Below are 22,967 nucleotides of genomic sequence, written 5' to 3'. Positions count from 1 at the left end.
GCTTGCCACTTGCAGCTGCTTTTACTGCGGGTTGGCACGGGTGCTGGACAACAACTGCTTGAGCGTCGCAGCCTTTGGCTTGACCAGCCAGAAGCGGCGCACATAGTCGTCTAGGTTTTCCGAGAGCTCACGCCCCCACTCGCTGCCAGTCTCCTCGACGTACTCGGCAAGGACCCGCGCCAGATGGCTACGGTAGGCTTCCATGGCTTCACCACTGATGCGCTGGATTTCCACCAGTTCGTGGTTGAGCTTGTCGAAGAAGCTGTTGTCCATGTCGAGCACGTAGGCGAAGCCGCCAGTCATGCCAGAGCCGAAGTTGTAACCGGTCTTGCCCAATACGCAGACAAAGCCGCCGGTCATGTATTCACAGCAGTGATCGCCGGTACCCTCGACCACCGCATGGGCGCCCGAGTTGCGTACCGCGAAGCGCTCACCGGCAGTACCAGCAGCGAAAAGCTTGCCGCCGGTGGCGCCATACAGGCAGGTGTTGCCGACGATAGCGCTTTCCTGGGTTTTGAACGGGCTGCCAGCAGGCGGCACGATGGTCACCTTGCCACCGGTCATGCCCTTGCCGACGTAGTCGTTGGCGTCGCCCTGCAGGTGCAGGTTGAGGCCACCGGCGTTCCACACGCCAAAGCTCTGCCCGGCAGTGCCCTTGAAGCGGAAGGTGATCGGCTTGGCGGCCATGCCCTGATTGCCGTACAGCTTGGCGATTTCACCAGAGATACGCGCACCAATCGAACGGTCGCAGTTGCAGATGTCGAGGTCGAACTCGCCACCGGCCTGATCGCGGATCGCTGGCAAGGCCATCTCGACCATCTTCTCGGCCAGCTCGCCCTTGTCGAACGGCGGGTTCTTGTCGACTTCGCAGAACTGCGGCTTGTCGGCCGGGATGTGCGAGCTGCCCAGCAGCGGGCTGAGGTCCAGATACTGCTGACGCTCGGTGTCGCCCGGCAGCACTTCGAGCAGGTCGGTGCGCCCGATCAGCTCGCCGAGGCTGCTAACGCCCAGTTTGGCCAGCCACTCGCGGGTTTCTTCGGCAACGAAGGTGAAGAAGTTGATCACCATGTCGACGGTGCCGATGTAGTGGTCCTTGCGCAGCTTTTCGTTCTGCGTGGCTACACCGGTGGCGCAGTTGTTCAGGTGGCAGATACGCAGGTATTTGCAACCCAGGGCGATCATTGGCGCGGTACCGAAGCCAAAGCTTTCGGCGCCGAGAATGGCCGCCTTGATCACGTCGAGGCCGGTTTTCAGGCCGCCGTCGGTCTGCACTCGGACCTTGCCGCGCAGGTCGTTGCCGCGCAGGGTCTGGTGGGTTTCCGCCAGGCCCAGTTCCCACGGTGCACCGGCGTACTTGATCGAGGTCAGCGGCGAAGCGCCGGTGCCGCCGTCGTAGCCAGAGATGGTGATCAGGTCGGCATAGGCCTTGGCCACGCCGGCCGCGATGGTACCGACACCGGCTTCTGCTACCAGCTTGACCGAAACCAGCGCTTGCGGATTGACCTGCTTGAGGTCGTAGATCAGCTGCGCGAGGTCTTCGATCGAGTAGATGTCATGGTGCGGCGGTGGCGAGATCAGGGTTACGCCAGGCACTGCATAGCGCAGCTTGGCGATCAGGCCGTTGACCTTGCCGCCAGGCAGCTGGCCGCCCTCGCCCGGTTTGGCGCCCTGCGCGACCTTGATCTGCAGCACTTCGGCATTGACCAGGTATTCCGGGGTGACGCCAAAGCGGCCGGTGGCCACCTGTTTGATTTTCGAGCTCTTGATCGTGCCGTAACGGGCCGGGTCTTCGCCGCCCTCACCGGAGTTGGAGCGCGCGCCCAGGCGGTTCATCGCTTCGGCCAGTGCTTCATGGGCCTCGGGCGACAGCGCGCCGAGCGAGATGCCGGCCGAGTCGAAGCGCTTGAGGATGGCCTCCAGCGGCTCAACCTGGTCGATCGCCAGCGGCTGCTCGGCAACCTTGACCTTGAGCAGGTCACGGATCATCGACACCGGACGCTTGTCGACCAGCGCGGTGTATTCCTTGAACTTGGCGTAGTCGCCCTGCTGCACGGCTGCCTGCAGGGTGTTGACCACATCCGGGTTGTAGGCATGGTATTCGCCACCGTGGACGAACTTGAGCAAGCCACCTTGCTGGATCGGCTTGCGCGCGCTCCAGGCTTCGGCGGCGAGCAGCTTCTGATCGCCTTCGAGGTCGACAAAGCGCGCACCTTTGATGCGGCTCGGTACGCCCTTGAAGCTCAGGCCGACCACTTCGTCGGACAGGCCGATGGCTTCGAACAACTGCGCACCGCGGTACGAAGTGATGGTCGAGATGCCCATCTTCGACAGGATCTTGAGCAGGCCTTTGGAGATGCCTTTGCGGTAGTACTTGAACACTTCATCCAGATCGCCCAGCACTTCACCGGTGCGGATCAGGTCGGCCAGCACTTCGTAGGCCAGGTACGGGTACACCGCCGAGGCGCCGAAGCCGAGCAACACAGCGAAGTGATGCGGGTCACGCGCGGTTGCGGTCTCGACCAGGATGTTGCTGTCGCAACGCAGGCCCTGCTCGGTCAGGCGGTGATGCACCGCGCCAACTGCCAGCGAGGCATGCACCGGCAGCTTGCCCGGGGCGATGAAGCGGTCGCTCAGCACCAGTTGGGTCTTGCCGCTGCGCACCGCTTCTTCAGCCTGATCGGCGATGTTGCGGATGGCCGCTTCCAGGCCCAGGCTTTCTTCGTAGTTGAGGTCGATCAGCTGCCGCTCGAAGCCTTCGCGCTCGAGGTTCATCAGCGAACGCCACTTGGCCGGGGAGATCACTGGCGAGCTGAGGATCACGCGCGAGGCGTGCTCAGGCGATTCCTGGAAGATGTTGCGCTCGGCGCCGAGGCAGATTTCCAGCGACATCACGATCGCTTCGCGCAGCGGGTCGATCGGCGGGTTGGTCACCTGAGCGAACTGCTGGCGGAAGAAGTCGTACGGCGAACGCACGCGCTGCGACAGCACGGCCATCGGCGTGTCATCGCCCATCGAGCCGACCGCTTCCTGGCCCTGTTCGCCGAGCGGACGCAGCACCTGGTCACGCTCTTCGAAGGTGACCTGGAACATCTTCATGAACTGCTTGAGCTGGTCAGCGTCGTAGCTGGCCGCGCCCTGGTCGTCGCTCAGGGTGGCCTGGATGCGCGTGGCATGCTGGCGCAACCAGCGCTTGTACGGATGGCGCGACTTGAGGCGGTTGTCGATAGCGTCGGTATCGAGGATCTGCCCGGTTTCGGTGTCCACGGCAAAGATCTGCCCAGGGCCCACGCGGCCTTTGGCAACCACGTCTTCCGGCTGGTAGCCCCATACGCCGATTTCCGAGGCGATGGTGATGTAGCCATTGCGGGTGGTGACCCAACGCGCCGGGCGCAGGCCGTTGCGGTCGAGCAGGCAGACCGCATGGCGACCTTCGGTCATGACGATACCGGCCGGGCCGTCCCACGGCTCCATGTGCATGGAGTTGTATTCGTAGAAGGCACGCAGGTCGGCGTCCATGGTCTCGACGTTCTGCCAGGCTGGCGGTACCAGCATGCGCACGCCGCGGAACAGGTCGATGCCGCCGGTAACCATCAGCTCCAGCATGTTGTCCATGCTCGATGAGTCGGAGCCGACCCGGTTGACCAGTGGGCCGAGCTCTTCGAGGTCGGGGATCAGGTCGTTGGCGAACTTGGTGCGCCGGGCCATGGCCCAGTTGCGGTTGCCGGTGATGGTGTTGATCTCGCCGTTGTGGGCGAGGAAGCGGAACGGCTGCGCCAACGGCCATTTCGGCAAGGTATTGGTCGAGAAGCGCTGGTGGAACACGCAGATCGCGGTCTGCAGGCGCTCGTCACCCAGGTCCGGGAAGAATGCGGCGAGGTCCGCCGGCATCATCAGGCCTTTGTAGATGATGGTCTTGTGCGAGAAGCTGCAGATGTAGTGATCGCTGTCGTGGGCGTTGGCCACGGACGAACGGCGACGGGCACTGAACAGCTTGATCGCGATGTCCTGATCGCTCAGGCCTTCACCACCGATGAACACCTGTTCGATCTGCGGCAGGCGCTCGAGGGCCAGACGCCCCAGCACGCTGGTATCGATTGGCACCTTGCGCCAGCCGATCAGCTGCAGGCCGGCCGCGATGATTTCGCGGTCCATGTTGGCCCGCGCAGCTTCGGCTTTGATCGGGTCCTGGTTGAAGAACACCATGCCGACGGCGTACTGCTTGGGCAGTTCGGCGGCAAAGTGCTCTTTGGCCATGGCACGCAGGAACTGATCGGGCTTTTGCATGAGCAAGCCACAACCGTCACCGGTCTTGCCGTCAGCGTTGATGCCGCCGCGGTGGGTCATGCAGGTCAGCGCTTGCATGGCCGTTTGCAGGAGGTGGTGACTTGGCTCGCCCGTCATATGGGCGATCAGGCCAAAGCCACAGTTGTCCTTGAATTCTTCGGGATGGTACAGACCTGTTTTCATAGACACATTCTCACCAGGTTCGCCCCTCGACGGAGGCAAATCTCTTTTTAGTACAACCACTTACCATCCACACCGGTCGAATGCCAGCTTTTTTGCGGGGGGCAACGTGAAACCATTGTTGCACAGCGACAGGGAAGCCCACAAATTCAAACGACGAATCGTTGTAAATTTATGTCGCATTTTTGAATGTTTTTGAACATTTGCCGTGGTACGGCATGGTTCGGAGTCTGAAGCGTTTCAGCCTGAACTGCAACTAGAGGCTTGTGGCCGGCAGTCTGGGACAGAAAAGCCTGCCGCGATCACACGCAGCAGGCTAGACGAAAGTCAGGAGTCGCTCAGCAACTGGGCGGCGGGGTGGTGCCGCCCGGAAGGTATCAGCGGGTCGTGGTCAGCTCTTGTTGGACGCTGCCGACGGTACGTGGCCAAGGTTTACCAGCCTGGACCTTCGCTGGCAAGTTCTTGATTGCAGCAACTGCTGCATCACGGTTGGCAAAGTTGCCGTAAGTGACGACGTAAAGCGGTTTGCCCTGCAAGGTTTTCTTGAAGTAGCGATAGTCGCCACCCTGCGCCTTGACGAACGACTGGGCCGACGCCTCGGAGCTGGTGCCGAGAATCTGTACTACATAGTTGCCGGCTTTCTGGCTGCCGTACCAGGCGCTGTTGCCGCTGCCGCCAGCGGCAGTCGACGCAGGCTTGGCGCTGGCAACCTGGGTTGGCGCCGGGGCCGGCTTGGCCGCTGCAACAGGCTTGGCTGGCTGAGTCGCTGGCTGAGCCGGAGCAGGCTTGGGCGCAGGTGCAACCGGTTGCGCTGGCGCGCTGGCGATTGGCTGCGCAGGAGCCGCGGCAGGGCCTGCTGGCACGCCTTCAGGCGGGGCAATGGTGGTCACGGTTGGTGGGTTGGCAGGCTGCAATGCGGTGTTGCCGGCTGGGCTGGCTTCTTCACCGTCACCCATGCCTGCAGCCTGGGCCAGCGGCTCGCGCATGACCGGTTGCGACTGGCCATTGAGCGGCAGTGGTGTTGGCTGCGAGCCGGAGAACTCGATAGCCGGGTTGCTGCTGTTGGCCTGGCCTTCGCCCAGCGGCAGTTGAGCCTGCGCTGCGGGTGCGTCGGTAGCAGGCTTGTCAGCGCCTTTCTTCGGCATCAGAACCGCCGCCGCTACGGCGACCACGACAACTGCAGACAGCGCGAGTACGTGTTTCTTAGGCATCTTGAACCCCATGGATGGTCGCTTCGCCGTGCTGCGCGCGGCGATCATGGCTTCGATCAAAGTGTCGCGGGCAACCTGGTTGATGTTGCCAGGCCAGCCATCCGCATGTTCGTGGATATCGGCGATCTGCTCGGCCGTGAATACCTCGATACCGCGGCCAGCGCCTTCCAGGCGTTGTTCAAGGTATTCGCGGGTTTCCTCCTCGCTGTAGGGTTCAAGCTCGATGATGTGGAAACGATCTCCCTCACCATTGAGCTGATCCAACCCAGCAATCAGCGAAGGCTCGCCAAACAGGAATACGTGCGGGCGCCCTTCGGCAAGGCCTGCCGCCAATTCCAGCAACGCTTGGAGTGCCGACTCGTCGAGTTGTTCCGCATCGTCCACCAACAGATAGACTTCCTGGCCGGTCAGGGCCAGTTGCACCACCTGCGACAGGATCGCCTGCACTTCCGGCTGCGCCACGCCAAGCGCCTGAGCCACCTGGCCGAGCACGCTGGCCGCGTCACTGGCACCGCGGGCCGAGACCACCACGCTCTGCACCGACTGCTTGTTGGTGCTGGCGACCAGCGCCTGACGCAGCAGGGTCTTGCCGCTGCCCACCGGACCTGTGACCACCAGCATCAGGTGGCTGTAACGCGCCAGGTGATGCAGTTGGCCGAGCACTGGCTTGCGCTGGGCGGGGAAGAACTTGAAACCGGGCACACGGGGCGCGAACGGATCGTGGCTCAGCTGGTAATGGTCGAGAAACGCCTCATCGGCATGCAAACTGGTCATTGCGCTGTCACAACCTCAAAGCTGGGCCACAATGGCGCGGTAATCCGCTGCCAGCGTGGCCTGAAGGATCTCTTGCGGATAGTCGTCGGTAATCACGGCTTCGCCGAGCTGGCGCAACAGCACCAGCCGCATGCGCCCGTCGAGGACCTTTTTGTCGACCGCCATATGCTCCATGAAATGCGCCGGGGTCATTTCCTGTGGTGGCACCACCGGCAATCCTGCGTCCTGCAGCAGGCGAATCGAGCGATCACGTTCGGCCTGATCAATCCAGCCCAGACGCATGGACATTTCCAGCGCCATCACGGTACCTGCAGACACCGCCTCGCCATGCAGCCAGACGCCATAGCCCATGTGGGTTTCGATGGCATGGCCAAAGGTATGGCCGAGGTTCAGCGTGGCGCGCAGGCCGGTTTCGCGCTCGTCGGCGCCCACAACCGCGGCCTTGGCCGCGCAGGAGCGACGAATCGCTTCGGTCAGCGCCGTGTTGTCGAGACCGCGCAGGGCGGTCATATTCTCTTCGAGCCAGGCGAGGAATGGCTTGTCGCAGATCAGGCCGTACTTGATCACTTCGGCCAGGCCTGCCGACAGCTCGCGCGCCGGCAGCGTCTTCAGGCTGGTGGTGTCGATCAGCACCGCATTGGGCTGATAGAACGCGCCGACCATGTTCTTGCCCAGCGGATGGTTGATGCCGGTCTTGCCACCCACCGACGAATCGACCTGGGACAACAGTGTGGTCGGCACCTGAATGAAGTCGACACCACGCTGGTAGCAGGCTGCGGCGAAACCGGCCATGTCACCGATGACCCCGCCGCCCAGTGCGATCACCGTGGTGCGGCGGTCGTGGCGAGCCGTCAGCAGGCCATCGAAAATCAGTTGCAGGGTTTGCCAGTTCTTGTGTGCTTCACCGTCCGGCAGTACCACCGGCAACACCGAATAGGCACCCAGGGTCTGGCTCAGGCGCTGTAGATACAGGGGCGCGACAGTTTCGTTGGAGACAATGGCGACCTGCCGGCCGGCAATGTGCGGGGCCAGCAGTTCAGGCTGGTCCAGCAGGCCTTCGCCAATGTAGATCGGGTAGCTGCGTTCGCCCAGATCGACCTTAAGTGTCTGCATGTATCCCCACAATGTCTGGAGCGCGGCGTCGCCTGGACGACACACGCGGTAAGGTTGAACCCCTGCCTCGGCGTTGGTGGCCGAGAATAGTCCCGGCTTAGCGGGGCGGCAACTGTTCGAGGCGCTCGAGAATATCCTGGACCACCATGCGCGGCGGCCGTTCGTCGGTTTCCACGATCACGTCGGCGATCTCGCGATAGAGCGGATCTCGCGACTCGAGCAAAGCACGCAGGGTCGCTTCCGGATTGGCGGTGCGCAACAGCGGCCGATTGCGATCGCGTGCCGTGCGGCCGACCTGCTGCTCAACCGAGGCGTGCAGATAGATCACCCGGCCACCGGCATGCAGAGCACGCCGATTGGCATCACGCATGACTGCACCGCCGCCGGTAGCCACGACTACGCCGTCCAGCTCACAGAGCTCGGCAATCATCGCTTCTTCACGATCGCGAAAGCCCGGCTCGCCTTCCTTGTCGAAGATCCACGGGATATTGGCGCCCGTCCGCAGTTCGATTTCCTTGTCGGAATCCTTGAACAGCAGGCGCAGCTCTTTGGCCAACAGGCGTCCGATGGTGCTTTTGCCAGCGCCCATGGGCCCTACAAGTATCAAATTTCGCACAGAATCAACGACTCACAGCAATCGCCTGGTCACTCATGATACGCGGAGTCAGGAAGACCAGCAGCTCGGATTTTTTCTCTTGTAATGCATCGCGTCGAAACAGCCGCCCAACATACGGCAGATCACCGAAAAATGGCACCTTGTCGACCACATTGTTTTGCGTAGTCGAGTAGACGCCACCGATGACGATGGTCTGGCCGTCGGCCACGCGCACCTTGGCGTTGACCTCGTTCTTGCGAATCGGTGGAACATCGTTGAGTGCATTGACGTAATCCGGCTCGTCCTTGGTCACGCGCACGGTCATGATTACCTGACCATCGGCGGTGATCTGCGGGGTAACTTCGAGCGATAGCGAGGCTTCGCGAAACGACACGGAGGTCGCGCCGCTCTTGCTGGTTTCCTGATATGGCACTTCGGTGCCCTTGAGGATGCGCGCGGTCTCCTTGTCGGCGGTCACCACCTTGGGCTGCGAGATGATTTCGCCATTGCCGCTCTTTTCCATCGCGCTGAGCTCCAGATCCAGCAAGGCGTCGCCGCGCAGCAACCCCAGACCCACCGCTGAAGTTGGCCGATCCACGCCGAGATCGACGAACAGCCCTTTGCCGCTGCGGCCTTCGGCGCCGCTGAACGGCTTGCCCCAGCGCACCCCGAGGCTTTTTTCATAGTCGACGTTGGCTTCGACAATGCGTGCTTCGATCAGCACCTGCCGCACCGGCACATCCAGCTCGGTGACCAGTCGGCGCAGCTCGGCAAGTCGCTCTGCCGGTTGATGTGCCACCAGCGTGTTGGTCCGCGCATCGACACCCAGGCTGCCGCGCCCGGTCAGGATGCCGTCGTCGGCCAAGGTCGCCAGCAGCAAGTCGGCCAGCTCCGCTGCCTTGGCGTGATGCACTGGCAACAACGCGCGTTCGAGCGGCTGCAACTGGGCGTCCAGCTCCCGGCCCAGCCGTTCATCGCGGGATTGCCCAGCCAGCTCGGCCGCCGGCGCTACCAGCAGCACATTGCCTTCCTGCCGGCTCGCCAGCCCTTTGCTGCGCAGGACCAGGTCCAGCGCCTGATCCCAGGGCACCTGTATCAACCTCAGCGTAACGTTGCCGTTTGCCGTATCACTGACCACCAGGTTGATCCCGGCATAGTCGGCCAGCACCTGCAGCACTGCGCGAACTTCAACATCCTGAAAATTCAGCGACAGCGGTTCACCCTGATAGGTCTTCGCTTGCGCCCCGTGCATCGCCAGAACCGTCGCCAGCAGCATTGCCAGTTGTCCGAGCTTCATCCATGCCTCCTTGCGTCACATGCTTTCGTAACCCAACCAGGGTTGATCGCTCCTGCCAGGCTCCACCAAGCAAGACCTGCTCGCGCACCTCCATCTGCCGTTCGTCGACCCGCACAACTACACCCTGGTCGCGACCCAATGGGTCACCCGCGCGCACGCGATACAAACGCCCGGACCACCACACCAGAGCCTGATACTGGCCATCACGGGCGAGGCTGCCGACCATCTGCAACTGAGCCAGCGGCACCCAGGCCAGACCATCGGCTGCGCTGCGTGCAGACCAGGCCTGGAATGGATCAACCTGCGCTTGGGGTGCCCGCTGCCTGGCGGCTTCATGCGCTAGCGAGGTCGGCGCCGGTAACTGCTGGCCCGCGTCAAAGGCCTGCACGTGCAAGCGCAGCCGCAGCATCCCGGGCTGGTCTGCTGCGGCAAGCTGCAGGGTCGAGACGTGCAGCAGGCGGATCTGACCCAGCCAGTCATCCAGCCATGCCCGCAGCGCCGGGTAATTGCCGATCACCTGCAACTGCAGCGGCGCGACCAGGTAGCCGGCCGCCTGGCTCGGCTCGCCGACATCCACCTGCTCGATCAGCAGCCCATGGGCATGGCCTAACCGCGCCAACTGATCGAGCAGGTCGCTCATTTCCTGCCCAGCCGCCAAGCGCCAGCGGGCGTCCTGCAACTGCACCTTACTGTCAGCAAGTGCCTCCTGCGCGGCGGGCAAGTCCTGCACGCCTAGCGCCTTGACCCCGAACGCCTGCTCCAGTGCCTGCAGTGTTGCCGTCTGCATCCGGTAGGTGCGCTGCACACCCTCAAAGCGCATCAGCCAGGCCACACTGGCCACAATCAGCAGCGGTACGAGCAGCATCGCCAGCCTGGCCAGCAGCGAACTGCTCACCACTTGCTGCCAGTCGGGAGGCCATGGCCCGCTCACAGCTCAAGCGCCGACAGACGTGCCAGCAACAGGAACTCATCGCCGTCGGCAACTGCACGGATATGCTTCAGTTCAAGCGCGTCGAATTGCCTTGATTGCTGCAGATCGCGGATGAACTGCGCCACTACCGCAGGCGACGCCGCCAACCCGAGCAGTTGCAACTGCCCCTCCTGGATGGACATCTCGGTCAGCTGCAAACTGGCACCGAATGCCCGCTCCAGCTCAGCGAACACCCTCGGCAGCAGGTCTTGGCCATTGCGCAGCGCTTGCAGCGCTGCTGACTGCGCCATTACATCAGCGTGGCTGCCCTGCACCGCCTTCAACTGCTGCAGTTGGATGTCGAGTCGGGCGACGTCAGCCTGGCGCTCGGCAATCGCCGCCAGTTGCTGCTGACCACGCTGGCGCGCCAGCTGGTCAAGCATGATCACGCCGGCGAGCGCCAGCAGCAGGCTGCCAATCAGTGCCAGCTGAAACCGTCGCAGCGCTGCCAGCCGCTGCCGTTCGCGCCAGGGCAGCAGGTTCAAACGCAGCATCAGCAGGCACCGCCGAGTGCCAGAGCGCAGGCCAGCGCCATGTGCGGCGCCACCCGCGCCAGCTCGGCACGATTGCTCAGGCCAGCCGAGCCCAGACCGTGCAACGGCGACAGCGCATCGCAGGGCAATCGAGCAGCGAAAGCGGGTAGCCAGCGTGATGCCTGTTCGCTGGCCGCGACCACCTGCACACCGTGCTCGCCTGGCAGCGCCGCTGCGCACAACTCAAGCACGCGCTGCAGGCGTGCATCGTCCGGCTCATGGGCGCCAAAAGTCAGTTCCTGACGCTGCGGCAGGCCACTTGCCGACCAGCTATGTAACGCTGCCCCGCCCTGCTCGATACGCAGCAAGGCCTGGCCGTCGGGCACCAGCCGGCGCAGGGCGATGCTGTCGACTTCGACTGCCACCGCGCACAGGCCTGCGGCCTCCAGCAGCTGCTCGAGCTGATCCAGTGAGCGCTGGCGGCAAGCGGCAACCAGCACATTGACATGCCCCACCGGCTCGACTGCCGGGCCGAGCACCTGAAAGTCCAACGCCAGGTCTTCCAGGGCAAACGGGAACATCTGCTCGGCATCGACCAGCAGGCGCTGCTCCAGTTGAGCCGCCGACAAGCCTGCTGGGAGGCAACAAAGCTTGCACAACGTCGCCCCACCCGGCAGCGCAACTGCAACCTGCGCACACCGACTGCCGCAGCGCTCAAAGGCGCAGCGCAGCGCGTCTATCAGAGCATCTGGGGCTTGCGCCCAGTCATTGCCAACTGCCCCCGGCAGCGGCTGATACGCCCAGCCAACGACCTGCTCAGCCCCCTGGCGCCTATGCAATTGCAGCATGCGCACCGAGTCGGCGGCTATTTCCACACCCAACAATGAACCGGCATCCTTGCCCAAGCGTCCAAGCATCGCTGTCTCCCTGCTCCATGATTGTCAGCCCGCGCCATTGGCCCGACCGGTCGCCCCGACGGTCGCCCGATGGGGCGAAAACTGCTTATAATGCCCAGCGTTTTTGCCTGTCCGCCGGACCTGTGCGCACTCCATTTCTCAACCTGGACACTCAAAAGCCTTGATACGCCTGCTGAAGTTCTTCTGGTGGTCTTTCGTCGCAGTCATCTGTGCCCTCGTACTCGGTCTGAGCGGGGCGTTTCTGTATCTTAGTCCCAGCCTGCCCTCGGTCGACTCGCTCAGAAGCATCCAGTTGCAGATCCCCCTGAGGGTTTACAGCAGCGATGGCAAGCTGATTGCCGAGTTTGGCGAAATGCGCCGCTCGCCGATCCGCTTCGCGGAAATTCCCCCACAGTTCATTCAGGCGCTTCTGTCAGCCGAAGACGACAATTTCCTCAACCATTACGGGGTCGATCCGAGCAGCTTGATGCGTGCCGCGACCCAACTGGTCAAATCTGGTCATATCCAGACGGGTGGCAGCACGATCACCATGCAGGTGGCGAAGAACTTCTTCCTTACCAGCGAGCGCAGCTTCTCCCGCAAGACCAACGAAATCCTGCTGGCCCTGCAGATCGAACGCGAACTGACCAAGGACGAGATCCTTGAGCTGTACGTCAACAAGATCTACCTGGGTAACCGCGCCTACGGCATCGACGCCGCAGCGCAGGTCTACTACGGCAAGTCGATCCGCGACGTCAGCCTGGCGCAGATGGCCATGATCGCCGGCCTGCCGAAGGCCCCTTCGCGCTTCAACCCGCTGGCCAACCCGACCCGGGCCAAAGAGCGCCGCGACTGGATCCTCGGGCGTATGTACAAACTCGGCAAGATCGACCAGACCAGCTACGAGACCGCCCTGGCCGAGCCGCTGAACGCCAGTTACCACGTGCCGACCCCGGAAGTGAACGCGCCGTACATTGCCGAAATGGCCCGTGCTGAAATGGTTGGTCGTTATGGCAGTGAGGCCTACACCGAAGGCTTCCGGGTGACCACCACGGTGCCTAGCGATATGCAGAACATGGCCAACAGCGCCGTGCTCAATGGCTTGTCCGATTACGATGAGCGCCATGGCTACCGCGGCCCTGAGTCACGCTTCCCGGGCAAGACCCACGCCGCCTGGCTGCAGGAGCTGGGCAAGCAGCGCACCCTTGGCGGGCTGGAGCCAGCCATCGTCACCCAGGTCGACAAGACCGGCCTGAAAGTGCTCACCCGCAACGGCGAAGAGCAGGACGTGGCCTGGGAAACCATGAAATGGGCGCGGCCGTATCTGAACACCAACGCTCAAGGCCGGGCGCCACAATCGCCTGCCGATGTCGCCCAGGTCGGCGACCTGATCCGCGTGCAGCGCCTGGATGAAGGCAAGCTCAAGTTCAGCCAGGTCCCGGGCGCGCAGAGTGCGTTGGTCACCCTCGACCCGTACAACGGCGCGATCCGCGCCCTGGTCGGTGGCTTCTCGTTCGAGCAGAGCAACTACAACCGCGCCATGCAGGCCAAGCGTCAGCCGGGCTCGAGCTTCAAACCGTTCGTCTACAGCGCGGCCCTGGACAGCGGCTACACCGCCGCGAGCCTGGTCAACGACGCGCCGATCGTGTTTGTCGATGAGTACCTGGACAAGGTCTGGCGGCCGAAAAACGACACCAACACCTTCCTTGGCCCGATCCGCATGCGCGAAGCGCTGTACAAGTCGCGCAACCTGGTCTCGATCCGCCTGCTGCAGGCGATGGGCGTCGACCGCACCATCGACTACATCGCCAAGTTCGGCTTCAACAAGCAGGACCTGCCGCGCAACCTGTCGCTGGCGCTCGGCACCGCGACCCTGACCCCGATGGAAATTGCCACCGGCTGGAGCACCTTCGCCAACGGCGGCTACAAGATCAGCCCGTACCTGATCGAGCGCATCGAGAGCCGCAACGGCGATACCCTGTTTACTGCCAACCCTGCACATGTGCCGCAGGGCGGCGGCAGCGATGAGGCCGGCATCGCCGCGCCAGAGCAGCCGATCAGCAGCAGCGGCATGCCGGGCGAAGCGCCGACCGCCAACGCCCAGTTCAGTGCGCAGACACCAGTGCTCGCCGAACAGATCATCGACCCGCGCACCAGCTACATCCTCACCAGCATGCTGCAGGACGTGATCAAGCGCGGCACCGGCCGCAGGGCGATGGCTCTGGGCCGCACCGATCTGGCTGGCAAGACCGGTACCACCAACGAATCGAAGGACGCCTGGTTCTCCGGCTACAACGCCGACTACGTGACCACTGTCTGGGTTGGCTTCGACCAGCCAGAAACCCTCGGCCGCCGCGAATACGGCGGCACTGCGGCTCTACCGATCTGGATGAGCTTCATGGGCGCCGCCTTGAAAGACAAACCCAACCACGCTCCAGCCGAACCTGAAGGCATCCTCAGCCTGCGGGTCGATCCGGTCAGCGGCCGCGCAGCGACCCCAAGCACGCCGAACGCCTACTTCGAACTGTTCAAGGCCGAAGATTCGCCGCCGTCGGTGGATGAACTGGGCAACGGCGCAGCGCCTGGCAGCCCGCTGCCAGCGGACGAATCAGCGCCGATGGACCTGTTCTAAGCCCAAAAGCCGGGGCCGTAGAGCGGCCCTAGCTCTTGATCTGCGCCAGCGCAGCGAGGCGTGCTTTTGATCTTGATCCACCGGCGACTCAGGAGGCCGAGCGCAGGTCTTGCGGAGGGAGGTGACGGGCATGGATGCCCGTCAAGCGCTGCGGGCCAGGAGGGCCCGTTCAGCGCGGTCCTCCCGGGAGCAAGACCGGAGCGAGGGAACCCCGCAGCGCAGCGCAGGGGCCGGATGTGGAGCCAAGCATTTTTTTGGTTACTTTTTTGGGGCGTTTGCCAAAAAAGTGACTCGCCGTAAGGGCGAAAGGGGCCTGTAAGGCCACCACAGAAAATGGATAAGACCACAGGAACAGTGAGCGAACCACAGATAGCCGGGGCCGCTGCGCGACCCTTTCGCGACACAAGGCCGCTCCTACACGGACCGCCGTTGAGCTGCGCGGTGTGGCCGCCGCGGCAAACCAAACCCCAGCCATAAAAAAACCGGCCCCATCAGAGCCGGTTTTTCATAACGCCATGCCTATTAACCGTTGAACACATCGTCCACGCTTTTCAGCGGGTAGTGCTTCGGATAAGGCAGGGTAGCAACACCGCTTTCGATCGCAGCCTTGGCCACCGCATCAGAAACCAGAGTAATCAAACGTGGATCCATCGGCTTCGGAATGATGTACTCACGACCAAACTCCAGGGCCTGCACGCCGTACGCATCGCAGACTTCCTTAGGCACTGGCTGCTTGGCCAGGTCCTTCAGAGCGATGGCCGCAGCGATCTTCATCTCTTCGTTGATGCGCTTGGCACGAACGTCCAGAGCACCACGGAAGATGAACGGGAAGCCCAGAACGTTGTTGACCTGGTTCGGGTAGTCGGAACGACCGGTAGCCATGATCACGTCGTTACGGGTGGCGTGAGCCAGTTCCGGGCTGATCTCTGGATCCGGGTTCGAGCAAGCGAACACGATCGGGTTGGCAGCCATCGACTTGAGGCCTTCAGCGCTCAGCAGATTCGGGCCGGACAGACCTACGAATACGTCAGCACCTTGCAGGGCATCAGCCAGGCTGCGCTTGTCGGTAGCGTGGGCGAACTGCGCCTTGTACTGGTTCAGGTCTTCACGGCCGGAGTGGATAACACCGGTACGGTCGATCATGAAGATGTTCTCGACCTTGGCACCCATGCTGACCAGCAGCTTCATGCAGGAGATCGCGGCAGCGCCGGCGCCCAGGCAGACGATCTGCGCGTCTTCGAGCTTCTTGCCGGCGATTTCGAGGGCGTTGATCATGCCGGCCGCGGTGACGATGGCGGTGCCATGCTGGTCATCGTGGAATACCGGAATGTCGCACTGCTCGATCAGGGTGCGTTCGATTTCGAAGCACTCTGGCGCTTTGATGTCTTCGAGGTTGATACCGCCGAAGGTGATCGAGATACGGCGCACGGTGTCGATGAAGGCCTGTGGGCTTTCCGACTCGACTTCGATGTCGAATACATCGATACCGGCGAAACGCTTGAACAGAACGCCCTTGCCTTCCATGACCGGCTTGGAAGCCAGTGGACCGAGGTCACCCAGGCCAAGAATGGCGGTACCGTCGGAGATCACTGCGACCAGGTTGCCCTTGCCGGTGTACTTGTAAGCCAGCTCTGGATCACGACCGATCTCGCGCACAGGTTCGGCAACGCCCGGGCTGTAGGCCAGGGACAGGTCGCGCGCAGTGGCGGTTGGCTTGGTGAGCTCGACGCTCAGTTTCCCCGGACGAGGCTGAGCATGATATTCGAGAGCGGCGGTTTTCAGGTCTGACATGGTGGGCAATTCCGCTTATTTACTGTTCTGACGGACCGCCGAGGATACGCAAAGTGCCGGGGGGCGACAAGACTGCCCGGTCACATGTGTCAAGGCCCATGGCCTACGACTTTACGCTACAACCCACGGGGCATGCGGGATTCAGTGTGTACAATTGCAGGCATTAATGTCTACAATTTTTTAGCCAGAGGCCCGTTTGAGCATGCTCGGATCGGTCAATGGCAGCAGCCAGCGACGCTGCCCGGGCTTGATCACACCCTTGCGGGAACGGTCGATCACCCAGCCGCGGACCTCGACCTGGCGCCCTTTGAGGTTATCGAAGAAGCGCGCCGGGAAGTGCCGCTGCAGACGAGCGGGCACCTGCATCACCACGCGTTCGCCAAGGTCCAGCCAGACCCCGCCCCGATTGCGCTCGATACGCCTCACGGTGCCGCTGAGCACGGCAAATCCGGACTGGCGCAGGGCGCTCTCGCGCTGCACCGGCGATTGCCGCCACAGCCCGAGGCGAGCAGAACGAGCCGCCTGCTCGGCCGCATCCTGGCAGCCCGCCAAGCGCACATTGGGCGCTATGGCCACGTGCAAGCCAAGGCCCTCGCTGAGCAGCACCGCCTCAAGATTGTCGCCATTACGCCCATAGATATGCGCCAGAGTGCGGCCATATTTGTCTTTCGCCTCAGCTCCGCGCACCAGCCCGACCCGGCCATCACTGGCCTTGATCAAAGCCTGCAGGCGCTGCCTGGCGGCTTCGGCATAGGGCTCGCTCGGGCGGCCCTTGCGCCCCAGCTCAGGGGCATTGATGCCGATCAGGCGTACGCTGCGGCCATCGCTCAGGCGCACGGTGTCGCCATCCAGCACCTGACGCACGGCGACTTGCTGCGGCTTGACCGGCAATGGGCAGAAGGCCTGCGCCGGCATGGCACAAATCGCGGCCATAAAAAAAGCGCCCACAAGGGACGCTTTTCGTTGCAGCAGCGCGAGAGCCAAGGGCTTCGCCATGCGCAATCTTACTTCTTGGCACCGAACATGCCGAAGCGATCTGCGAACTTCTGTACGCGACCACCGGTGTCCAGGACTTTCTGCTTGCCAGTGTAGAACGGGTGGCACAGGGAGCACACGTCGATCGCCAGCGGCTTGGCCAGGGTCGAACGGGTTTCGAATTTGGCGCCGCAGCTGCAGGTGACTGCAACTACTTCGTAGTTCGGATGAATATTCTCTTTCATGGTCACTTCCTCGAGCTGCGTGCCGCCACCCAACACCTATTGTTGAATACCGCACGTAATTAGGCGGGGAATAATACCAGAGCGCAGCGTCAGCGCAAGTTGTCGCACGCACCGACCGTCGTCTGCTAGGCTCGGCGCTGCCCTGAACTGTTCCGAAATGCCCTTCAGAGACCTTCTGCGTGTCCGACGTCATCCTGCGCCTTGCCCTGCCTTCGCCCCTGCGTCGCCTGTTCGACTACCGGGCCACGGCCGCCATGGCCCGCCAGCCGCTGACCCCGGGCATGCGTATCCGCGTGCCGTTTGGTCGGCGCGAGATGATCGGCATCCTGGTCGAGGTCTGCGCCACCAGTGAGGTGCCGGCCGACAAGCTCAAGCCTGCGATTGCCCTGCTCGACCCAACCTCGCCGCTGCCGCCAGCGCTGTTCAAGCTGTGCCTGTGGACCGCTCAGTACTATCAGCACAGCCTGGGCGATACCCTGAGCTGGGCGCTGCCGGTGCTGCTGCGCCAGGGCGAAGCAGCCGAAATCCGCCAGGAGCGGTTCTGGCAGGTCACCGCTGACGCGCGCCTGGACGACCCGCGGATTGCCCGCGCGCCGCGTCAGCGCGAAGCCCTGCAGACCTTGTCGCAGCACCCGCACGGCGTTGCCCACAGCCTGTTGAGTAAACTGGGTCTGAACAAGGACAGCCTCGACCTGCTGCTGGCCAAACAGCTGGTCCAGCTCGAGGTGCGCCGGCAACGCCCGGCTACCCGCCATGAACACTGGCTGGCGCAGCCGGAGCTGCCGCTCAACGACGAACAGCGGGCAGCCTTCGAAGCCGTGCGCTCGGGCTTTGGCAGCTTCCATGCGTTTCTGTTGGCAGGGGTTACCGGCAGCGGCAAGACCGAGGTCTACCTGCAACTGATCCGCGAAACCCTGGAGGCCGGCAAGCAGGCGCTGGTGCTGATCCCCGAGATCAACCTCGGCCCGCAGACCCTGGCGCGCTTCGAGCAGCGCTTCAATGCGCGCATCGCTCTGCTGCACTCGGCGGTGAACGACCGTGAGCGCCTGGATGCCTGGCTGGCGGCGCGGGATGGCGAAGCCGACATCATTATCGGCACCCGTTCGGCGCTGTTCACGCCGATGAAAAACCCTGGCCTGATCATCATCGACGAAGAGCACGACGGCTCATATAAACAGCAGGAGGGCCTGCGCTACCACGCCCGCGATCTGGCGCTGGTACGCGCGCATCAAGAGAACGTACCCATTCTGCTCGGATCGGCCACGCCCTCGCTGGAGAGCCTGCACAACGCCCACACCGGCCGTTACGGCCTGCTGCGCATGAACCACCGCGCCGGGGGTGCGAAACAGCCGCGCTTCCTGCGCCTCGACGTGCGCAGCCGGCCGCTGGACAGCGGCATCAGTGGCCCGCTGCAACAGGCCATCGGCAAGACCCTCGAAGCCGGCCAGCAGGTGCTGGTATTCCTTAACCGGCGCGGTTTTGCCCCGACACTGCTGTGCCACGACTGTGGCTGGATGTCGGGCTGCCCGCGCTGTGATGCACGCATGACCGTGCACCAGCGTTCCGGCGTGCTGCGCTGCCACCACTGCGGCTATGACGAGCGCCTGCCGCTGCGCTGCCCCAAGTGCGCGCATGTCGACCTGCGCCCAGTGGGTGCCGGCACCGAGCGCGCCGAAGAGCGCCTGAAAGTACTGTTCCCGGACTTCCCGGTATTGCGCGTGGACCGCGACAGCACATCGCGCAAAGACGCCATGCACAACCTGTTCACCACCATCCAGCGCGGCCAGCCAAGCATCCTCGTCGGCACGCAGATGCTCGCCAAGGGCCACCATTTTCCGCGAGTTACCCTGGTGGCGATCCTCGATGCCGATGGCGGGCTGTTCTCTGGCGACTTCCGCGCCAGCGAGCGCATGGCCCAGTTGATCGTGCAGGTCGCCGGCCGCGCCGGGCGCGCCGAAGAGCCGGGCAAGGTCATCGTGCAGACCCACCTGGCCGAGCACCCGCTGCTGGTGCAGTTGACTGAAGAAGGCTACTTCGCCTTTGCCGAACAGGCCCTGAGCGAACGCCGCGGCGCCGGCCTGCCACCCTTCGCCCACCTCGCCCTGCTGCGCGCCGAAGCGCACAAGCCGGGCCAGGCCGAAGGGTTTCTGGATGAAGCGTGCAGCGCCGCCGAGCGCTTGCTGGCCGAACAGGGCGGCCAGGGCATCGAGTTGCTCGGCCCGGTGCCGGCACCGATGGAACGCCGCGCCGGGCGCTTTCGCGCGCAGCTATTGTTGCAGGCCAGCGCCCGCGCGCCGCTGCACCGGCTGATCAGCGCCTGGCTGCTGGAGCTGGAACAGATGCCCAGCGGGCGTCAGGTGCGCTGGTCGCTGGACGTCGATCCGGTCGACCTGTACTGAGCTGTTGACGCGCCGTTGATACCCGCAAAGGTTGGCAACCACGGCTCAGCCACGGATAATGCTCAGTTTTTCCACCTGCGCATCGAAGCGCTCCGCCGCGCTTGCGGTCGAAAAGAGATTCCGATGAAAGACACCATTCGCCAGCTGATCCAGCAAGCCCTCACCCAACTCGTCGCCGACGGTGTGCTGCCTGACGGCCTGACCCCGGCGATTCAGGTGGAAAACGCCCGCGACAAGACCCACGGTGACTTCGCCAGCAACATCGCCATGATGCTGGCCAAGCCAGCCGGGATGAAGCCGCGAGACCTCGCCGAAAAGCTCATCGCAGCACTGCCGACCAGCGCTGACATCAGCAAAGTCGAGATCGCCGGTCCGGGCTTCCTCAATTTCTTCCAGAACACCGCCGCCCTGGCCGAGCGCCTTGATGCTGCCCTGGCCGATAGCCAGCTTGGCGTGCGCAAGGCTGGTCCGGCCGAGAAGGTCGTGGTCGACCTGTCGGCGCCGAACCTGGCCAAGGAAATGCACGTCGGCCATCTGCGCTCGACCATCATCGGTGACAGCGTTGCGCGAGTGCTGGAGTTTCTCGGCGACACGGTGATCCGCCAGAACCACGTCGGCGACTGGGGCACCCAGTTCGGCATGCTGATGGCCTACCTGCAGGAAAATCCGATCACCAGCGACGAGCTGTCTGACCTGGAAAACTTCTACCGCGCCGCGAAGAAGCGCTTCGACGAATCCGAAGAATTCGCCACCCGCGCCCGTGGCCTGGTGGTCAAGCTGCAAGCCGGCGACCCCGACTGCCTGGCGTTGTGGACGCGCTTCAAGGACATCTCGCTGTCGCACTGCCAAAAGACCTACGAGCTGCTCAACGTCAAGCTGAGCATGGCCGACGTGATGGGCGAAAGCGCCTACAACGCTGATCTGGCCAACGTCATCAGCGACCTCAAGAGCAAAGGCCTGCTGGTCGAAAGCCAGGGCGCGCAGTGCGTGTTCCTCGAGGAATTCAAGACCGCCGATGGCGAGCCGCTGCCGGTGATCGTGCAGAAGGCCGATGGCGGCTACCTGTACGCCACTACCGACCTTGCCGCCGTGCGCTACCGCAGCAACGTGCTCAAGGCCGATCGCGCGCTGTACTTCGTCGACCAGCGTCAGGCACTGCACTTCAACCAGGTATTTGAAGTGGCCCGCCGCGCAGGCTTTGTCGGCCACCCGATGCAGATGGAACACATGGGCTTCGGCACCATGAACGGCGCCGATGGCCGCCCGTTCAAGACCCGTGATGGCGGCACCGTCAAGCTGATCGACCTGCTCAACGAGGCCAAGGACCGCGCCTATGCGCTGGTCAAGGAAAAGAACCCGAGCCTGGCCGAAGACGAACTGCGCCAGATCGCCGAAGTGGTCGGTATTGGCGCGGTGAAATACGCCGACCTGTCCAAGCACCGCACCAGCGATTACAGCTTCAACTTCGAACTGATGCTCAACTTCGAAGGCAACACCGCGCCGTACCTGCTGTACGCCTACACCCGGGTCGCGGGCGTGTTCCGCAAGCTGGGCAAGGGTTACGACCAGCTCGACGGCCAGATCGTGCTGCAGGCCCCACACGAGCAGGACCTGGCCGCACGCCTGGCGCAGTTCGGCGAAGTGCTCAACAGCGTCGCCGACAAAGGTACCCCGCACGTGCTGTGCAGCTACCTGTACGACATCGCCGGGTTGTTCTCCAGCTTCTACGAGAACTGCCCGATCCTCGCCGCCGAAACCGCTGAACAACAACAGAGCCGCCTGCGCCTGGCCGCCCTGACCGGCCGCACGCTCAAGCAAGGCCTGGAGTTGCTCGGCCTGGAAACCCTGGAGCGCATGTAAGTTGGCTGCCAAGAAAAAACCTGCACCCAAGCGCGGCGCCAGCCGCCAACAGGCCCCTGCCAAACAGCCGATCCCGGGTTGGATCTGGCTGGCGGTCGGCCTGACGGTTGGCGCGTTCATTGTCTTCCTGATGAAGCTCGAGCCTGGCGGTGATGACATCAAGCGGGCCAAGCCGGAACAGCAAAAACCGGGCAGGACTGCCGAAGCAGCCAAGACCACCGCGGCCACGCCGCAGGTACCGGTCAAGCCAAAGTACGACTTCTACACCTTGCTGCCTGAATCGGAAGTGATCGTGCCGCCTGAGGCCGTGCCGGAGAAAACTCCGCCGGTACCGGCGCAACCGGTGACCCCGGCCGAGGCTGCGAAAATCGACACAGCGCGCGCGCAGGCAGCACTGCTCGGGCAGACTCCGCCGCCGCCACCGCCGGTGATCAAGCCAGCGGCAACCACGCAGTTCTTCCTCCAGGCCGGTTCGTTCCGCAAAGAGGCCGATGCTGACAAGGTGCGGGCGCAGATCATCCTGCTCGGCCAGGTGGTCAAGGTCGAGTCGGGCACGGTCAAGGAAGAGACCTGGTACCGGGTGCTGGTCGGCCCTTTCAGCAACCGTGAACAACTCACGGTTGCCCAGAAGCAGCTGGCCGGTGCCGGCTTCAGCAACCTTCTGCTGCAACAGCGACAGACCCGTCAGTAACTGAAAAGGCCTTGCCGCGAATCGCGCCAAGGCCTTTTTTTCAGCTCGTCATCGAGGCTGGAACGGATCAGTCAGACCCGGCCGCTGTTCACATCGGAAATCTGCCGGTTGAGCGTCCAGAAGTCGTAAAGGATGCCAAGCAGGAACAGGCCCCCGGTAAAGAAGTAGATGATCGCCGTGATCCATTTACCCATGTACAGCCGGTGCACGCCGAACAGCCCGAGGAAGGTCAGCAGTACCCACGCCAGGCTGTAGTTGACCCGACCCGACTGGAAGCGCATGTCTGCCTCGCGGTCCATCGCCGGGATCAGGAACAGGTCGATCAACCAGCCAATGCCCAGCAGGCCCAGAGTGAAGAACCAGATAGTCCCGGTAATCGGCTTGCCGTAGTAGAAACGGTGCGCGCCGAGGAAGCCGAAAATCCACAAAAGGTACCCCAGTACCTTGCTATGGGTGTCGTGATAAGGCGCCCCTTGTTGATAAGTATTCATTCCTAGCCCTCGTGGCTTAGCCAAAAATATTCTCAGAATAAATGTGACTTTTTCATGTGAAGCCGACGCATGGTTCCTTGCAGTCGACCA

16 protein-coding genes are annotated in these 22,967 nt (G+C 63.2%); 4 read left to right on the top strand and 12 right to left on the bottom strand.

What is annotated here, in order from left to right:
• Window positions 1–21 precede the first annotated feature (21 nt).
• The 8 genes from gltB to pilM all read right to left on the bottom strand — a co-directional run bounded on the left by gltB (window position 22) and on the right by pilM (window position 11,814).
• Window positions 22–4,467 (bottom strand): glutamate synthase large subunit, encoded by a 4,446-nt coding sequence (gene gltB, locus CXQ80_RS00815; RefSeq protein WP_101315521.1) that lies wholly within the window; start codon window positions 4,465–4,467, stop codon window positions 22–24.
• 374 nt (window positions 4,468–4,841) lie between these two features.
• The gene (locus CXQ80_RS00810) at window positions 4,842–6,449 is read right to left on the bottom strand and encodes an AAA family ATPase (RefSeq protein ID WP_101315519.1); all 1,608 of its coding nucleotides are present in this window, start codon (window positions 6,447–6,449) and stop codon (window positions 4,842–4,844) included.
• Between the two features lie 15 nt (window positions 6,450–6,464).
• Window positions 6,465–7,562, bottom strand: a complete 1,098-nt coding sequence (gene aroB, locus CXQ80_RS00805; protein ID WP_101315517.1) for a 3-dehydroquinate synthase — start codon at window positions 7,560–7,562, stop codon at window positions 6,465–6,467.
• A 97-nt stretch (window positions 7,563–7,659) separates the two neighbouring features.
• Window positions 7,660–8,178 (bottom strand): shikimate kinase AroK, encoded by a 519-nt coding sequence (gene aroK, locus CXQ80_RS00800; RefSeq protein WP_101315515.1) that lies wholly within the window; start codon window positions 8,176–8,178, stop codon window positions 7,660–7,662.
• Window positions 8,179–8,182: 4 nt separating this feature from the next.
• The gene (locus CXQ80_RS00795; protein WP_101315513.1) at window positions 8,183–9,454 is read right to left on the bottom strand and encodes a type IV pilus secretin PilQ; all 1,272 of its coding nucleotides are present in this window, start codon (window positions 9,452–9,454) and stop codon (window positions 8,183–8,185) included.
• Entirely contained in the window at window positions 9,375–10,349 is a 975-nt protein-coding gene (locus CXQ80_RS00790; RefSeq protein ID WP_157831725.1) for a pilus assembly protein PilP, read from the bottom strand. The genes CXQ80_RS00795 and CXQ80_RS00790 overlap by 80 nt, the downstream gene beginning before the upstream one ends.
• A gap of 32 nt (window positions 10,350–10,381) precedes the next feature.
• Window positions 10,382–10,918 carry a PilN domain-containing protein gene (locus CXQ80_RS00785; protein ID WP_101315509.1) on the bottom strand — a complete coding sequence of 179 codons (537 nt, stop codon included), beginning with the start codon at window positions 10,916–10,918 and terminating at the stop codon, window positions 10,382–10,384.
• The gene (pilM, locus tag CXQ80_RS00780) at window positions 10,918–11,814 is read right to left on the bottom strand and encodes a type IV pilus biogenesis protein PilM (RefSeq protein WP_101315507.1); all 897 of its coding nucleotides are present in this window, start codon (window positions 11,812–11,814) and stop codon (window positions 10,918–10,920) included. Before pilM ends, CXQ80_RS00785 begins: the two co-directional genes overlap by 1 nt.
• Window positions 11,815–11,974: 160 nt before the next feature.
• Between pilM and CXQ80_RS00775 the strand changes: the two genes are divergently transcribed.
• A complete protein-coding gene (locus CXQ80_RS00775; protein ID WP_101315505.1) occupies window positions 11,975–14,425 on the top strand; it encodes a penicillin-binding protein 1A in 2,451 nt (816 codons plus the stop codon).
• 522 nt (window positions 14,426–14,947) lie between these two features.
• On the opposite strand, the gene CXQ80_RS00770 is transcribed toward CXQ80_RS00775, so the two are convergent.
• The 3 genes from CXQ80_RS00770 to rpmE form a co-directional block, all read right to left on the bottom strand.
• On the bottom strand, window positions 14,948–16,216 hold the full coding sequence (locus CXQ80_RS00770; protein ID WP_101315503.1) for a malic enzyme-like NAD(P)-binding protein: 1,269 nt from the start codon (window positions 16,214–16,216) through the stop codon (window positions 14,948–14,950).
• 180 nt (window positions 16,217–16,396) lie between these two features.
• Complete coding sequence (locus tag CXQ80_RS00765; RefSeq protein ID WP_101315501.1) at window positions 16,397–17,218, bottom strand: thermonuclease family protein; 822 nt, start codon at window positions 17,216–17,218, stop codon at window positions 16,397–16,399.
• 2 nt (window positions 17,219–17,220) lie between these two features.
• A complete protein-coding gene (gene rpmE, locus CXQ80_RS00760; RefSeq protein WP_101315499.1) occupies window positions 17,221–17,436 on the bottom strand; it encodes a 50S ribosomal protein L31 in 216 nt (71 codons plus the stop codon).
• Window positions 17,437–17,615: 179 nt separating this feature from the next.
• Between rpmE and CXQ80_RS00755 the strand changes: the two genes are divergently transcribed.
• From CXQ80_RS00755 to CXQ80_RS00745, 3 genes are all read left to right on the top strand, one after another.
• A complete protein-coding gene (locus tag CXQ80_RS00755) occupies window positions 17,616–19,835 on the top strand; it encodes a primosomal protein N' (protein WP_101315497.1) in 2,220 nt (739 codons plus the stop codon).
• 123 nt (window positions 19,836–19,958) lie between these two features.
• The gene (argS, locus tag CXQ80_RS00750; protein ID WP_101315495.1) at window positions 19,959–21,695 is read left to right on the top strand and encodes an arginine--tRNA ligase; all 1,737 of its coding nucleotides are present in this window, start codon (window positions 19,959–19,961) and stop codon (window positions 21,693–21,695) included.
• 1 nt (window position 21,696) lies between these two features.
• Window positions 21,697–22,386 carry an SPOR domain-containing protein gene (locus CXQ80_RS00745; RefSeq protein WP_101315493.1) on the top strand — a complete coding sequence of 230 codons (690 nt, stop codon included), beginning with the start codon at window positions 21,697–21,699 and terminating at the stop codon, window positions 22,384–22,386.
• A 71-nt stretch (window positions 22,387–22,457) separates the two neighbouring features.
• Here the strand turns inward: CXQ80_RS00745 and CXQ80_RS00740 are convergent, their stop codons facing one another.
• Complete coding sequence (locus CXQ80_RS00740) at window positions 22,458–22,877, bottom strand: TM2 domain-containing protein (RefSeq protein WP_101315491.1); 420 nt, start codon at window positions 22,875–22,877, stop codon at window positions 22,458–22,460.
• Between the last annotated feature and the right edge of the window lie 90 nt (window positions 22,878–22,967).

The organism is Pseudomonas sp. 02C 26, from assembly GCF_002843585.1.
In the GTDB taxonomy this organism is placed as follows: Bacteria; Pseudomonadota; Gammaproteobacteria; order Pseudomonadales; family Pseudomonadaceae; genus Aquipseudomonas; species Aquipseudomonas shirazensis.
This window is presented reverse-complemented; position numbering and strand designations above follow the sequence as displayed.

Bases quoted from the DNA above. Each gene is read 5' to 3' on its own strand.
- gltB (WP_101315521.1), bottom strand. From the start codon at position 4,467: ATGAAAACAGGTCTGTACCATCCCGAAGAATTCAAGGACAACTGTGGC.
- CXQ80_RS00810 (WP_101315519.1), bottom strand. From the start codon at position 6,449: ATGACCAGTTTGCATGCCGATGAGGCGTTTCTCGACCATTACCAGCTG.
- aroB (WP_101315517.1), bottom strand. From the start codon at position 7,562: ATGCAGACACTTAAGGTCGATCTGGGCGAACGCAGCTACCCGATCTAC.
- CXQ80_RS00795 (WP_101315513.1), bottom strand. From the start codon at position 9,454: ATGAAGCTCGGACAACTGGCAATGCTGCTGGCGACGGTTCTGGCGATG.
- CXQ80_RS00785 (WP_101315509.1), bottom strand. From the start codon at position 10,918: ATGCTGCGTTTGAACCTGCTGCCCTGGCGCGAACGGCAGCGGCTGGCA.
- pilM (WP_101315507.1), bottom strand. From the start codon at position 11,814: ATGCTTGGACGCTTGGGCAAGGATGCCGGTTCATTGTTGGGTGTGGAA.
- CXQ80_RS00770 (WP_101315503.1), bottom strand. From the start codon at position 16,216: ATGTCAGACCTGAAAACCGCCGCTCTCGAATATCATGCTCAGCCTCGT.
- rpmE (WP_101315499.1), bottom strand. From the start codon at position 17,436: ATGAAAGAGAATATTCATCCGAACTACGAAGTAGTTGCAGTCACCTGC.
- argS (WP_101315495.1), top strand. From the start codon at position 19,959: ATGAAAGACACCATTCGCCAGCTGATCCAGCAAGCCCTCACCCAACTC.
- CXQ80_RS00740 (WP_101315491.1), bottom strand. From the start codon at position 22,877: ATGAATACTTATCAACAAGGGGCGCCTTATCACGACACCCATAGCAAG.